The organism is Streptomyces flavovariabilis (assembly GCF_000725785.1).
Lineage (GTDB): Bacteria > Actinomycetota > Actinomycetes > Streptomycetales > Streptomycetaceae > Streptomyces > Streptomyces hawaiiensis.
Genome location: NZ_JNXD01000025.1, coordinates 1 through 12,531, shown reverse-complemented (window position 1 = coordinate 12,531; position 12,531 = coordinate 1). Strand labels below are relative to the sequence as shown.

Sequence of the window (12,531 nt, the reverse complement as noted above, 5' to 3'; positions counted from 1 at the left end):
GGGCGACGCCGTCCGAAGGAACACCCCTGGTCACAGAGGGGGGTCTGGGGCTAGCGTCCCGGCATGGCTGCATTCGACCCCTGGGACCCGGCGTTCCTCACCGACCCGTACCCCGCCTACGCCGAGCTGCGTGCCCAGGGCCGCGTGCACTGGTTCGAGCCCACGAACCAGTGGCTCGTCCCGCACCACGCGGACGTCTCGGCGCTGCTGCGCGACCGGCGCCTCGGCCGGACGTACCAGCACCGGTTCACGCACGAGGAGTTCGGCCGCACGGCACCCCCGCCGGAGCACGAGCCGTTCCACACGCTCAACGACCACGGGATGCTCGACCTGGAGCCGCCGGACCACACCCGGATCCGCCGTCTGGTGTCGAAGGCGTTCACGCCGCGCACGGTGGAGCGGCTGAAGCCGTATGTGCGGGGCCTGGCCGACGAACTGGCGTCCGGGCTGGTCGCGGCGGGCGGCGGCGACCTGCTGAAGGACGTCGCCGAGCCGCTCCCCGTCGCGGTGATCGCCGAGATGCTCGGCATCCCGGAGTCCGACCGGGCCCCGCTGCGCCCCTGGTCGGCGGACATCTGCGGGATGTACGAGCTGAACCCGTCCGATGACACGGCGGCGAGGGCGGTCCGGGCGTCGGTCGAGTTCTCCGACTACCTGCGCGACCTGATCGCGGCCCGCCGCAAGGAGCCGGGCGAGGACCTCGTCTCGGGCCTCATCGAGGCGCACGACGAGGGCGACCGGCTCACCGAGCAGGAGATGATCTCCACCTGCGTCCTGCTGCTCAACGCCGGCCACGAGGCCACGGTGAACGCCACGGTCAACGGCTGGTACGCCCTGTTCCGCAACCCGTCCCAGCTGGAGCTGCTGCGCTCGGACCACACGCTGATCCCCTCCGCGATCGAGGAGCTGATGCGTTACGACACCCCGCTCCAGCTGTTCGAACGCTGGGTCCTGGACGAGATCGAGATCGCCGGCACGACGATCCCGCGTGGCGCGGAGATCGCCATGCTCTTCGGCTCCGCCAATCACGACCCGACGGTGTTCCAAGACCCGTCCGCCCTCGACCTCACCCGCACGGACAACCCCCACATCTCCTTCAGCGCCGGCATCCACTACTGCATCGGCGCACCGCTGGCCCGCATCGAACTGGCGGCCTCGATGGGTGCGTTGCTGGAGCGGGCGCCGACACTGCGGCTTGCCGCCGAACCCGAGAGGAAGCCGAACTTCGTGATCAGAGGGCTGGAAGGGCTGGCTGTCGAGGTCGGCTGATCACGTCGTGATGTCCCGCCGCCGCAACCCCGCCAGCCCCCCGGCCACCAGCACCACCGCCACGCCGGTCAGGGTCAGCACCGGCCCCCACTCCATGGATCCGCCCGGCAGCTTCGGCAGGTGCCCGAACGGCGAGACGTCCAGCACCACCTGCGGTGCGTCCAGCGCGGGGCCGACCCAGCCGATCAGCAGCACCGCCCCCGCGACGCCCCACGCCGCCATGGCCGCCCGGGGCAGGACCCCGTGCAGCAGCACCGCCACGCCGCCGATCACCCACACCGCCGGAAGCTGCACCAGGCACGCCCCGAGGATCGGGCCGGTCTCCTTGCCGTAGCCGAGGGCGAAGCCGAGTCCGGCCAGGAGCATGATCAGGGCGGCGCCGCCGAAGGCGGTCGCCAGATGCCCGGCGGCCCAGCGCAGGCGCCCGACCGCGTTCGCCAGCACCGGTTCGGCCCGGCCCGAGGTCTCCTCCGCGTGCAGGCGCAGCACCGACGCCACGATGTAGAGCGCCGCGACGAGCCCCAGCATGCCGACCATCGACGCCAGGAACGCGTCGGTCAGGCCGGACTGTCCGCCCATCCGTTCGAAGATCCGCCGGGCGTTGTCGTTGTCCCCGACCAGGTCGGCCGCGCCCTCGGTCATGCCGCCGTAGACGACGCCGGCGAGGAAGAAGCCGATGCTCCAGCCCAGCACACCGCCCCGCTGCAACCGCCAGGCCAGGGCGCCCGCGCTGCCCAGGCGGCCGGAGGCCGGGCCGGGCCGGGTCGGCAGGAAGCTCATGCCGAGGTCCCGGCGGCCGGCCAGGGCGTAGGCGACAGTGCCCTGGAGGACGACCGCCCCGGCGAGGAGCGCGAGCACCCACCAGCGTTCGCCGGCGTAGGGCCGCAGGTTCTCCAGCCACCCGAGCGGTGACGACCACGTCAGTACCGAGGACCCGTCGTCCGTCGCCGAGTCACCCGCGGCGCGCAGCACGAACGCGGCGCCCAGCACCGCCGCCGTCAGGCCGCGGGCAAGGCGAGCGCTCTCGGTCAGCTGCGCGACGATCGCCGCCGCCGTGGCGAACACCATCCCGACTGCGGCGATCCCGAGCCCCAGGGCCAGGGCCCCGGCCGTGCCCTGTCCGGCCAGGCCGGCCGTCAGCAGCAGCGCCAGTACCGCGTTCGCGACCGCGGCCGCCAGCAGGGCCGCCGTCAGGGAGGCCCGGCGGCCCACCATCCCGGACGCCACCAGCTCCTGACGGCCGCTCTCCTCCTCGTCCCGGGTGTGCCGTACGACGACCAGCAGGCTCATCACGGCCGCCAGGGCACCGGCGTAGATGCCGACGCGCCAGGCCGTCAGGGCGCCCAGCGAGTCGCCGAAGGCCGGGCCGACCATTGCGCGCAGCGAGGAGTTGGTCTCCATCTGCCGGAGCAGGTCGGCGCGTTCGGCCGGGGTGCCGTACAGGCCTTCCAGCGTGCCCGGCATGGAGAGGACCATCAGCGCGTTCACCGCGATCCACACGGGGATCATCAGCCGGTCGCGGCGCAGGGCGAAACGCAACAGGGTCCCCGTTCCCGCCAGTTGACGCGAACTGCCGGGCCTGACCGCGAAGGTCGTCATCGGGCTGCCGCCTCGGCGGTCTCGGCCGTCTCGTCCTGGTAGTGCCGCAGGAACAGTTCCTCCAGCGTCGGCGGTGTCGAGGTCAGGGACCGTACGCCCGACTCGCTCAGGGACCGCAGTACGCCGTCCAGCCGGTCGGTGTCGACCTGGAGCCGGACGCGGTGCCCCCGCACGTCCAGGTCGTGCACGCCCGGCAGGTCTGCCAGGCCGTCGGGCGGGCCCGCGAGTTCGGCGACGACGCTGGTGCGGGTCAGGTGGCGCAGGTCGGCGAGCGAACCGCTCTCGACCGTACGGCCGTTGCGGATGATGCTCACCCGGTCGCACAGCTCCTCGACCTCGCCGAGGATGTGGGAGGAGAGCAGGACCGTGCGGCCCCGGTCGCGTTCCTCCTCGACGCAGCGCCGGAAGACCTCCTCCATCAGCGGGTCCAGGCCCGAGGTCGGCTCGTCCAGGATCAGCAGGTCGACATCCGAGGCGAACGCGGCGACCAGGGCGACCTTCTGCCGGTTGCCCTTGGAGTACGTGCGGCCCTTCTTGGTGGGGTCGAGTTCGAAGCGCCCGATCAGTTCCGCGCGGCGCCTCGTGTCGAGCCCTCCGCGCAGCCGGCCGTAGAGGTCGATGACCTCACCGCCGGAGAGGTTGCGCCACAGCGTCACGTCCCCGGGCACGTAGGCGATCCGGCGGTGCACCTCCACCGCGTCCGTCCAGGGGTCGCGGCCCAGCACCTGTGCGGCGCCCGAGTCGGCGCGCAGCAGGCCCAGCAGAACGCGGATGGCGGTGGACTTTCCGGCACCGTTGGGGCCGAGGAAGCCGTGGACCTCGCCGGTGTCGACCTCCAGGTCGAGCCCGTCGAGAGCGTGCGTCCGCCCGAAGGACTTGTGCAGCCCGGAGACGGTGATGGCCTTCGTCATGCTTCGGAACGTACGCTTCCTTCAGAAATTTGTGAAGTTAAGGAAGGGTGTGAATCACGGATAGGGTGAGCCCATGACGGATTCAACCGGGACCGGCCGGGACGCGGAGGCCGTGTCGAGGTTCGTGGAGTCCTTCGCGGCGCAGCTCGTCGAGGCGGGTCTGGCGCGGATGCCCGCCCGGGTCTTCGCCGCGCTGCTCTCCTCGGACGAGGGCGCGATGACCTCCGCCGAGCTGGGCGAACAGCTCCGGATCAGTCCCGCGGCGGTGTCCGGGGCGGTCCGCTACCTGGCGCAGCAGCACATGGTCTCGCGCGAGCGGGAGCCCGGTTCGCGCCGCGAGCGCTACCGGGTGCACGGCAACCAGTGGTACGAGGCACTGACCAACCGCGAGGCCGTCATCAAGCGCTGGGAAGGTGCCCTGCGCGAGGGCGTCATCAGCCTCGGCGCCGGCACCCCGGCCGGCCGCCGCATGGCCGAGACGCTCGCGTTCTTCGAGTTCGTCGAGGCCGAGATCGTGGGGATGATGGAACGCTGGCGGGTGCACCGGGCCCAGACGTTCGGACCGGAGTGATCAGAGGCCGGTTGCGCGGGAGACGCACCATGACCGAGGAGGAGATGGCCGAGGGCCGGCTCACCGCCCCGCCGGTATCGTGAGCCCCCACGCCCCCTCCCGCACCACCCACGTCCGGGTCCGTACCGGCCCCGACACCACCGTGTCCGCGCGGTAGCGGAAGTGCGCCCCGGACACCGTGACCGTGCGGCCCTCCGCCAGCAGCGGCGAGGCCTCCGCGCCCACCGACACGGGTCTGACCTCCACCGACGCGATGCCCGCCGCGGTCGGTGACACCGACACCGCCTCCACCGGCTGGTTCAGGTCCACCAGCATCTCCCCGTCGACCTCGACCCGCAGCCGGGACGGCCCGGGCTCGGGCGCGGCGGCGAGCCGGGACGGGCGGCCCGCCGGAACCAGCGTCCGGACCAGGGACTGGCAGGTCCGCAGCCACGGGCGGCCCGGCAGGTCGTCCGGGTCCGGCGCGGCCTCGGGGCCGGTCCCGGCCGGGGAGGGCCGCAACGGCGGTATCCGCAGCGCGCCGAGCACCACCCCGTCGCTGTCGTCGACCATCAGGTCCATGCGCCGCTCGACGCCGTCGAGCACCGCCCGTGCCGCCGCCACCGTCCCCGCCGGCACCCCCAGCGACCGGGCCAGGGACTGCGCGCCCCCGACCGGCACCACCGACAGCGCGCATCCGGCCAGCTCCCGGTGCCGGTGCAGCAGTGCCACCGCGCGGATCAGGGCCCGGTCGTCGCCCACCACCACCGGCCGCCGCGAGCCCCGCCGCGCCAGTGCCCGGGCGAATTCCTCCGGCCCGTCCGGCAGGCACAGCTTCATGCCGGCACCCGCGCCGAGCACGTCTTTCGCGATCCGGACGGACTCGCCGTCCGACCTACGGGCGACCGGGTCGACCACCACCAGCAGCTGCTCGGACGTCGCGGAAGTCGCCACCTCGGCCATGCCTCGCTTCCTCGGGTAGCATCTTTGTGCAAGAGCCCCTTGCGCTATTGCGCCAGGGGCTTCGTCTATTCCGGGGCATCCGGTCCGACGGTTGGCGGCCAACGGCGGTCGCGGTGTACGCGGCTGCCTGTCTCCGTGTTCGCCCTCGACCATGGACATGCCCCGCCCGGAAGGGGTGTACGCGCGTGCCCGCACTTGTGCTGCTCGGTGCTCAGTGGGGTGACGAAGGCAAGGGAAAGGCCACCGACCTGCTCGGTGGCTCCGTGGATTATGTAGTGCGCTACCAGGGCGGCAACAACGCCGGCCACACGGTGGTCGTGGGTGACCAGAAGTATGCACTGCACCTCCTCCCTTCCGGAATCCTGTCTCCCGGCTGCACGCCGGTCATCGGTAACGGTGTCGTCGTCGACCCGTCGGTCCTGCTCTCCGAGCTGAGCGGTCTGAACGAGCGTGGCGTCGACACGTCCAAGCTCCTCCTCAGCGGAAACGCGCACATCATCACGCCGTACAACGTGACGGTCGACAAGGTGACGGAGCGCTTCCTCGGAAAGCGGAAGATCGGCACGACCGGCCGCGGCATCGGCCCGACATACGCCGACAAGATCAACCGCGTCGGGATCCGCGTGCAGGACCTCTACGACGAGTCGATCCTCACGCAGAAGGTCGAGGCGGCCCTCGACGTCAAGAACCAGATCCTCACCAAGCTCTACAACCGGCGCGCGATCGCCGTGGACCAGGTGGTGGAGGAGCTGCTGGCCTACGCCGACAAGCTCGCGCCGTACGTCGCCGACACCGTCCTGGTCCTCAACCAGGCGCTGGAGGAGGACAAGGTCGTCCTGTTCGAGGGCGGCCAGGGCACGCTGCTCGACATCGACCACGGCACGTATCCCTTCGTCACCTCGTCGAACCCGACCGCGGGCGGCGCCTGCACCGGCGCCGGTGTCGGCCCGACGAAGATCAGCCGGGTCATCGGCATCCTCAAGGCGTACACGACCCGGGTCGGCGCCGGTCCGTTCCCGACCGAACTGTTCGACGAGGACGGCGAGGCGCTGCGCCGCATCGGCGGCGAGCGCGGTGTCACCACCGGCCGTGACCGCCGCTGCGGCTGGTTCGACGCGGTCATCGCCCGCTACGCGACCCGCGTGAACGGCCTGACCGACTTCTTCCTCACCAAGCTCGACGTCCTCACCGGCTGGGAGCAGATCCCGGTCTGTGTGGCGTACGAGATCGACGGCAGGCGCGTCGAGGAGCTCCCTTACTCCCAGACCGACTTCCACCACGCCAAGCCGGTCTACGAGATGCTCCCGGGCTGGAACGAGGACATCTCCAAGGCGAAGACCTTCGCCGACCTGCCGAAGAACGCCCAGGCGTACGTGAAGGCGCTGGAGGAGATGTCCGGCGCCCCGATCTCCGCGATCGGCGTGGGCCCGGGCCGGGACGAGACGATCGAGATCAACTCGTTCATCTGATCCGACCCCGCTCCGCGGGCCGCCCTCCGTTCGCGCGGGGGGCGGCCCGCGTTCCCGCGCGGAGAGGTCCCGGGAACGGGCATACGCTGAAGTAACACTCCCGCGTGCGCCGACCAGAAGAAGGTGGGTGCGATACGCGTACTGCTCAAGGCGTCCATGGACACGGAGAAGGCCAACGAGGCGATCCGGAACGGCACTGGGGAAGCTGATCCAGGAGTCGCTGGAACAGATCAAACCCGAAGCGGCCTGCTTCACCTCCGACCACGGCAAGCGCACCGCTTTCCTGGTCTTCGACATGCAGGACAGCTCGCAGATGCCGGTGCTCAGCGAACCGTTCTTCCTCCACCTCGGCGCGGAGATCACCTTCACGCCGGTGATGAACGTCGAGGACGTGCAGAAGGGCCTCTCCCAGCTGGGACGCTGAGCGCACGGCTCAGCTGAAGACGATCATCGACCCCTGGGCGAGGCTGCGGGTCACGGCCGCGTGCAGCCCGAGCCAGACGTGCCGCTCACGGGCGAACGGACTCGGGTCGTACGGGGCGGGTACGGCGGGTTCCTCAAGCTCCGTCGGGGCGAGCGGCGGCTGGGGGGCCGCCGGCGGGTTGGCCGGGTCGATGCCGATGGCCGGGGCGACCAGCTCCAGTTCCCGCAGCAGGGCGTGCGAGGAGCCCAGCGGGCCGCCGCCCGCGAGGAGATCGTCGTCGGCGAGCGGGCCGGGGAAGTCGACGGGGACGTAGGCGCCCGCGTGGTCGTAATGCCAGACCAGGTGCGACTGCTGGGCCGTCGACTCGAACATCTCCAGCAACTGCTCGTAGTCACCGCCGAGTTCGTCCACGGGCGTCACCGGCAGGCCGCACACCTGGAGCAGATAGGCGCGGCGCAGGAAGTGCAGCGCGTCGTAGTCGAAGCCCGCGACCGGGGCGACTTCGCCGGACAGGCCCGGCATGTACTGGTACACCGGCACCGGGGGCAGCCCGGCCTCGGTGAGCACCTTGTTGTATTGCGCGAGTTCCTCGGCGAAGGGGTTGTCCGGCGTGTGGCACAACACGTCGACGAGCGGTACCAGCCACAGGTCACAGGCCAAAGAAGGCTCCTCGCTCAGCGCGGTGGTCGGGTGGCACGATGGTCAAGAAGGGTAGCGGTGCTCCGCGGTCACGGCTCCCGCCGTGCATGTCCCATACCCATACGGACAGCGGCGACGCAGGTCATCCGGAGGCGAGCCGCTCGATCAGGGTGACCCAGTGCGCGTTGTACGCGGCGATGATCGCCCGGGCGGCGTCGTTGTCACGGTCGATCAGGGCGTCGACCAGCTCGCTGTGCCCGGCCCACAGCTCGCCGCGCAGATCGGTGAGCCGGCGCAGGTGCTGCACCGCGCAGACCCAGGTCTGGACGCGCAGCCGGTGCAGGAAGTCGGCGAGGTAGGGGTTGCCGAAGCAGGCGCCGAGCTCGCGCCAGAAGCGCAGGTCGTAGCCGATGAGGACGGTGAGATCACCGGCGGCGGCGGCCCGCTGCGCCTCCTCGCCGCGCCTGCGGACCCCGGCGACGACGGCGGCGGCCCGGGGGTCGTCGGGCCGCACCGCGTTGGGGCGCCCCGCGGTGAGCGCCAGGAACATCCCCTCGATGACCAGCCCGCGGGCCTCGATCATGCCGCGGAAGTCGTCGACCGAGTACTCGTGGACCCGGAAGCCGCGGTGCTGGTCGGCGTCGAGCAGCCCCTGCGCGGAGAGATCGACGAGCGCCTCGCGCACCGGCGTCGCGGACACCCCGTACTGCTCGGCGATCTCCTTGACCGTGAACTCCTGCCCGGGCTGGAGCCGCCCGGCCAGCACCTCGTCACGAAGCGCGTCGGCGATCTGCTGCCGCAGGGTGCTGCGTGTCACGGCGCCGTTGCCGGAGCTGGCGGGCATGGTCAGGGCGTCTCCCTCGTCGCGTTCGGGTGGCGTGCGCGTATATGTCTACGAGCCCGCCACCTTACGCGTTCGAATGTGGCCCAAGGGTGTCGCTTACTGACGGGTTTACAGATGTTTACACCGTGTACTCGTCCGCCACCGAGAGCGCCGCGTCCAGCGCCGCCAGGCCCTCCTTGAGGTCCGCCTCGCCGATGGTGCAGGGCGGCACGACGTGCGTCCGGTTCATGTTCACGAACGGCCACAGCCCGCCCTTCTTCGCGGCGGCGGCGAAGGCGGCCATGGGGGCGTTCGCCTCACCGGCCGCGTTGTACGGCACCAGCGGCTCCCGCGTCTCGCGGTCGCGGACCAGTTCCAGCGCCCAGAACATGCCGACGCCGCGCACCTCGCCGACGCTCGGGTGCCGCTCGGCGAGCGCGCGCAGCTCCGGCCCGACGACGGACGCGCCCAGCCGGGCAGCGTTCTCGACGACGCCCTCCTCGGCCATCACGCCGATCGTCGCGACGGCGGCGGCGCACGCCAGCGGATGCCCGGAGTACGTCAGTCCACCCGGGTACGGCCGCTTCCCGAACGTCTCCGCGATCGCGCCGGAGATCGCGACCCCGCCCAGCGGCACGTACCCGCTGTTCACGCCCTTGGCGAAGGTCAGCAGGTCCGGGGTGACATCGAACAGGTCCGCCGCGAACCACTCACCGGTCCGCCCGAACCCGGCCATGACCTCGTCCAGGACGAAGACGATCCCGTACTTGTCGCAGATCTCCCGCACCCCGGCGAGGTAGCCGGGCGGCGGGACCATGATCCCGGCCGTGCCCGGGATCGTCTCCAGGATGATCGCCGCGACGGTCGAGGGCCCCTCGAAGGCGATCGTCGTCTCCAGGTGCTCCAGCGCCCGCGCGCACTCCTGCTCCTCGGTCTCCGCGTAGAAGCGGGAGCGGTAGAGGTAGGGCGCCCAGAAGCGCACGACCCCGGCCGTGCCGCTGTCGGAGGCCCAGCGGCGCGGGTCGCCGGTGATGTTCACGGCCTGCTGGGTGCCGCCGTGGTACGAGCGGTACGCCGAGAGCACCTTCGGGCGGCCCGTGTGCAGTCGGGCCATGCGGATGGCGTGCTCGACGGCGTCGGCGCCGCCGTTGGTGAAGAAGATCTTGTCCAGGTCGCCCGGGGCCCGCTCGGCGATCAGCCGGGCCGCCTCCGAGCGCGCCTCGATCGCGAAGGCGGGCGCGAAGGTCGTCATCCGCGCCGCCTGCTCCTGGATCGCGGCGACGATCTTCGGGTGCTGGTAGCCGACGTTCGTGTAGACGAGCCCGCTGGAGAAGTCGAGGTAGCGCCGGCCGTCGTAGTCCCAGAAGTGCGACCCCTCGGCTCCGGCGACGGCGAGCGGGTCGATGAGCTCCTGAGCGGACCAGGAGTGGAACACGTGGTCGCGGTCGGCGGCCTTGACGGCGGCGCCGGCTTCGGGGTTCGGCTGAGGGGTCATGCGGGCGAGCGTAGGTGCGGGGGAGAGGGCGGTGAAATCGGCGGCCTGTCTGGCGTCTGCGGCAAACCGCGACAGGTTGTCCAGGCGAGGCGGAGCTTATTGACAGCCTCCTGTCGTAGTGACAGGATGTTGTCATACTCGCACGGGACCGAGGAGGAGCCATGAACGCCACCACCGGCCGCCACAGCAAGCCCGTCCATCTCGCCGTCTACGACACCCTCGCCGACTGGGAGACCGGCCACGCCACGGCCCAGCTCGCCCGCGCCGGCCACGAGATCCGCACCGTCGGCCCGTCCACCGCCCCGGTGAAGACCGTCGGCGGACTGCGCATCCAGCCCGACCTGGCCCTGGACGACGTACGGCCCGAGGACAGCGCGCTGCTGATCCTCCCGGGCGCCGACCTGTGGGCTGTGACATCAGCCGCTACCGCTGCGGGGGGCGATTCGCTGGCCCCCTTCGCCCGCACGGCCCGGGCCTTCCTGGACGCGGGCGTCCCGGTCGCCGCCATCTGCGGCGCCACTGCCGGACTCGCCCGGGAGGGCCTGCTCGACGACCGCGACCACACCAGCGCGGTCTCCTTCTACCTGGCCGCGACCGGCTACGCGGGCACCGGGCGCTACGTCGAGACGGACGCGGTCACCGACGGCACCCTGATCACGGCCGGCCCCACCGAGCCCGTCGCCTTCGCCCGCGAGATCCTCCGGCTGCTCGGGGTCTACGAGGGTGAGGTGCTGGACGCCTGGTACCGGCTGTTCCACGACTCCGACGCGCAGGCGTACGGGGTGCTGGAGAAGGCCGGCGCGCTGTGAGCCGCGAGCCTCAGGACCTCCTCAGCCGCAGCGCCCTCGGGGTGTTCAAGCTCAACGGCCAGTTCCTCGCGGTGGCGGAGGAACTGGCCCGGCCCGCCGGGCTCACCGCCGCCTGGTGGCAGGTGCTCGGCGCGGTCCTCGGAGAGCCGCTGCCCGTCTCCGGCATCGCCCGCACCATGGGCATCACACGGCAGAGCGTGCAGCGCATCGCCGACCTGCTCGTCGACAAGGGGCTCGCGGAGTACCGGCCGAACCCGGCGCACCGGCGCGCCAAGCTCCTCGCGCCGACCGGGCAGGGGCGTGCGGCGATCGCCCGGATCGACCCGGGCCACGCGGCGTTCGCCGACCGGCTCGCCGAGGCGTTCGGAGAGGCGGAGCTGGCGGAGGCGGTGCGGATGCTGGAACGGCTGTCGAACGTGCTCGACCGGGTGGGGCCGCCGGGCACCCAGCACCCTGTTACGGAACCGTAGGGATCGCCCGGGCCGCCCCGCCCCGGCCCCCCACTATTCTCGGTCTGTTGCTCGCGTGTGGGGGGAAGGCGGCTGAGCGATGGAGAAGCTGGGGCCCGGGGATCCGCAACGAATCGGTGCGTATCGGCTGTTGGCGCGGCTCGGTGCGGGGGGCATGGGGCAGGTGTATCTGGCCCGCTCGGAGCGCGGCCGAACCGTCGCCGTGAAACTCGTACGCGAGGAACTGGCCGCGCAGGAGGAGTTCCGGGAGCGGTTCCGCCAGGAGGTGCAGTCCGCGCGGCGGGTCGGCGGCTACTGGACCGCGCCGGTGCTGGACGCGGACACCGAGGCGGCGGTGCCGTGGGTCGCCACGGGCTATGTCGCCGGGCCGAGTCTCCAGCAGGTCGTCGGGCACGACCACGGTGCCCTGCCCGAGCGGACGGTCCGCATCCTCGCGGCCGGGCTCGCGCACGCGCTCAAGGACATCCACGCCGCCGGCATCGTCCACCGCGACCTGAAGCCGTCCAACGTGCTGGTCACCATCGACGGCCCGCGCGTCATCGACTTCGGTATCGCACGCGCCCTGGAGACCGTGACGGACGGCGGGCTCACGCGCACCGGCGCGCTCGTCGGATCGCCCGGCTTCATGGCGCCCGAGCAGGTGCGCGGCGACCGCATCACCCCGGCGTGCGACGTCTTCTGCCTCGGCTCGGTCCTCGCCTACGCCGCGACCGGCGCCCTGCCCTTCGGCACCGCCAACAGCGGCGTGCACGCCCTGATGTTCCGCATCGCCCAGGAGGAACCGGACCTGGAGGGCGTCCCCGAGGGCATCGCCGACCTCGTCCGGGACTGCCTGCGCAAGGACCCCGCCGCCCGGCCCTCCCTCGACCGCGTCCTGGAACGCACGGGCGCGGACGACACCGTCTCCGACGGCCGCGCCCTCGACCCGTGGCTGCCCAGCGCGCTGGTGGCCCAACTGGGGCGGCACGCGGTGCGGTTGCTGGACGCGGAGGACCCGGAGGGGGAGGGCAGCGGATCGGCTCCGGGACAGCAGGCCGGTGCCGCCGAGCGCCCCGCGGCCGAGCCCGCCGGCCGGCCGGGCTCCGGCCCGGACGGCCGGCCCGCCCCGGG

Annotated in this window: 12 protein-coding genes and 1 pseudogene; 7 read left to right on the top strand and 6 right to left on the bottom strand. The window is 72.0% G+C overall.

Annotated features, from left to right (window positions below; genetic code table 11):
- Positions 1–63: 63 nt before the first annotated feature.
- Entirely contained in the window at positions 64–1,269 is a 1,206-nt protein-coding gene (locus IO24_RS0133450) for a cytochrome P450 (RefSeq protein ID WP_031142388.1), read from the top strand.
- Here the strand turns inward: IO24_RS0133450 and IO24_RS0133445 are convergent, their stop codons facing one another.
- Positions 1,270–2,868 carry an ABC transporter permease gene (locus tag IO24_RS0133445; RefSeq protein ID WP_031142387.1) on the bottom strand — a complete coding sequence of 533 codons (1,599 nt, stop codon included), beginning with the start codon at positions 2,866–2,868 and terminating at the stop codon, positions 1,270–1,272. It lies immediately after the preceding gene.
- Entirely contained in the window at positions 2,865–3,779 is a 915-nt protein-coding gene (locus tag IO24_RS0133440; RefSeq protein ID WP_031142385.1) for an ABC transporter ATP-binding protein, read from the bottom strand. The genes IO24_RS0133445 and IO24_RS0133440 overlap by 4 nt, the downstream gene beginning before the upstream one ends.
- Before the next feature lie 73 nt (positions 3,780–3,852).
- Between IO24_RS0133440 and IO24_RS0133435 the strand changes: the two genes are divergently transcribed.
- The gene (locus IO24_RS0133435; protein ID WP_031142383.1) at positions 3,853–4,350 is read left to right on the top strand and encodes a GbsR/MarR family transcriptional regulator; all 498 of its coding nucleotides are present in this window, start codon (positions 3,853–3,855) and stop codon (positions 4,348–4,350) included.
- A gap of 60 nt (positions 4,351–4,410) precedes the next feature.
- Here IO24_RS0133435 and IO24_RS0133430 read toward each other — a convergent pair whose 3' ends face one another.
- A complete protein-coding gene (locus tag IO24_RS0133430) occupies positions 4,411–5,292 on the bottom strand; it encodes a diacylglycerol kinase family protein (RefSeq protein WP_031142381.1) in 882 nt (293 codons plus the stop codon).
- Positions 5,293–5,477: 185 nt separating this feature from the next.
- Here IO24_RS0133430 and IO24_RS0133425 point away from each other — a divergent pair, with 185 nt between their 5' ends.
- The gene (locus IO24_RS0133425; protein WP_031142378.1) at positions 5,478–6,761 is read left to right on the top strand and encodes an adenylosuccinate synthase; all 1,284 of its coding nucleotides are present in this window, start codon (positions 5,478–5,480) and stop codon (positions 6,759–6,761) included.
- Positions 6,762–6,893: 132 nt separating this feature from the next.
- A pseudogene (locus tag IO24_RS41150) lies at positions 6,894–7,185 on the top strand (hypothetical protein).
- Between the two features lie 9 nt (positions 7,186–7,194).
- Here IO24_RS41150 and IO24_RS0133415 read toward each other — a convergent pair.
- The 3 genes from IO24_RS0133415 to IO24_RS0133405 all read right to left on the bottom strand — a co-directional run bounded on the left by IO24_RS0133415 (position 7,195) and on the right by IO24_RS0133405 (position 10,142).
- The gene (locus tag IO24_RS0133415; RefSeq protein WP_031142376.1) at positions 7,195–7,845 is read right to left on the bottom strand and encodes a hypothetical protein; all 651 of its coding nucleotides are present in this window, start codon (positions 7,843–7,845) and stop codon (positions 7,195–7,197) included.
- Between the two features lie 121 nt (positions 7,846–7,966).
- Positions 7,967–8,668 (bottom strand): GntR family transcriptional regulator, encoded by a 702-nt coding sequence (locus IO24_RS0133410; protein WP_031142374.1) that lies wholly within the window; start codon positions 8,666–8,668, stop codon positions 7,967–7,969.
- A gap of 118 nt (positions 8,669–8,786) precedes the next feature.
- Positions 8,787–10,142 carry an aspartate aminotransferase family protein gene (locus tag IO24_RS0133405; protein WP_031142372.1) on the bottom strand — a complete coding sequence of 452 codons (1,356 nt, stop codon included), beginning with the start codon at positions 10,140–10,142 and terminating at the stop codon, positions 8,787–8,789.
- 161 nt (positions 10,143–10,303) lie between these two features.
- On the opposite strand from IO24_RS0133405, the gene IO24_RS0133400 reads away from it, so the two are divergent.
- From IO24_RS0133400 to IO24_RS0133390, 3 genes are all read left to right on the top strand, one after another.
- Positions 10,304–10,951: a DJ-1/PfpI family protein gene (locus IO24_RS0133400; RefSeq protein ID WP_031142370.1), complete on the top strand. Its 648-nt coding sequence runs from the start codon at positions 10,304–10,306 to the stop codon at positions 10,949–10,951.
- A complete protein-coding gene (locus IO24_RS0133395; RefSeq protein ID WP_031142368.1) occupies positions 10,948–11,421 on the top strand; it encodes a MarR family winged helix-turn-helix transcriptional regulator in 474 nt (157 codons plus the stop codon). Before IO24_RS0133400 ends, IO24_RS0133395 begins: the two co-directional genes overlap by 4 nt.
- Positions 11,422–11,500: 79 nt before the next feature.
- Positions 11,501–12,531: serine/threonine-protein kinase (locus IO24_RS0133390; protein WP_031142366.1), on the top strand; the 1,031-nt coding region annotated here is incomplete at its 3' end.

What these genes read in the sequence shown, in the direction of transcription:
- IO24_RS0133450 (WP_031142388.1), top strand. Translation starts at nt 64, where the DNA reads ATGGCTGCATTCGACCCCTGGGACCCGGCGTTCCTCACCGACCCGTAC.
- IO24_RS0133445 (WP_031142387.1), bottom strand. Translation starts at nt 2,868, where the DNA reads ATGACGACCTTCGCGGTCAGGCCCGGCAGTTCGCGTCAACTGGCGGGA.
- IO24_RS0133440 (WP_031142385.1), bottom strand. Translation starts at nt 3,779, where the DNA reads ATGACGAAGGCCATCACCGTCTCCGGGCTGCACAAGTCCTTCGGGCGG.
- IO24_RS0133435 (WP_031142383.1), top strand. Translation starts at nt 3,853, where the DNA reads ATGACGGATTCAACCGGGACCGGCCGGGACGCGGAGGCCGTGTCGAGG.
- IO24_RS0133430 (WP_031142381.1), bottom strand. Translation starts at nt 5,292, where the DNA reads ATGGCCGAGGTGGCGACTTCCGCGACGTCCGAGCAGCTGCTGGTGGTG.
- IO24_RS0133410 (WP_031142374.1), bottom strand. Translation starts at nt 8,668, where the DNA reads ATGCCCGCCAGCTCCGGCAACGGCGCCGTGACACGCAGCACCCTGCGG.
- IO24_RS0133405 (WP_031142372.1), bottom strand. Translation starts at nt 10,142, where the DNA reads ATGACCCCTCAGCCGAACCCCGAAGCCGGCGCCGCCGTCAAGGCCGCC.
- IO24_RS0133400 (WP_031142370.1), top strand. Translation starts at nt 10,304, where the DNA reads ATGAACGCCACCACCGGCCGCCACAGCAAGCCCGTCCATCTCGCCGTC.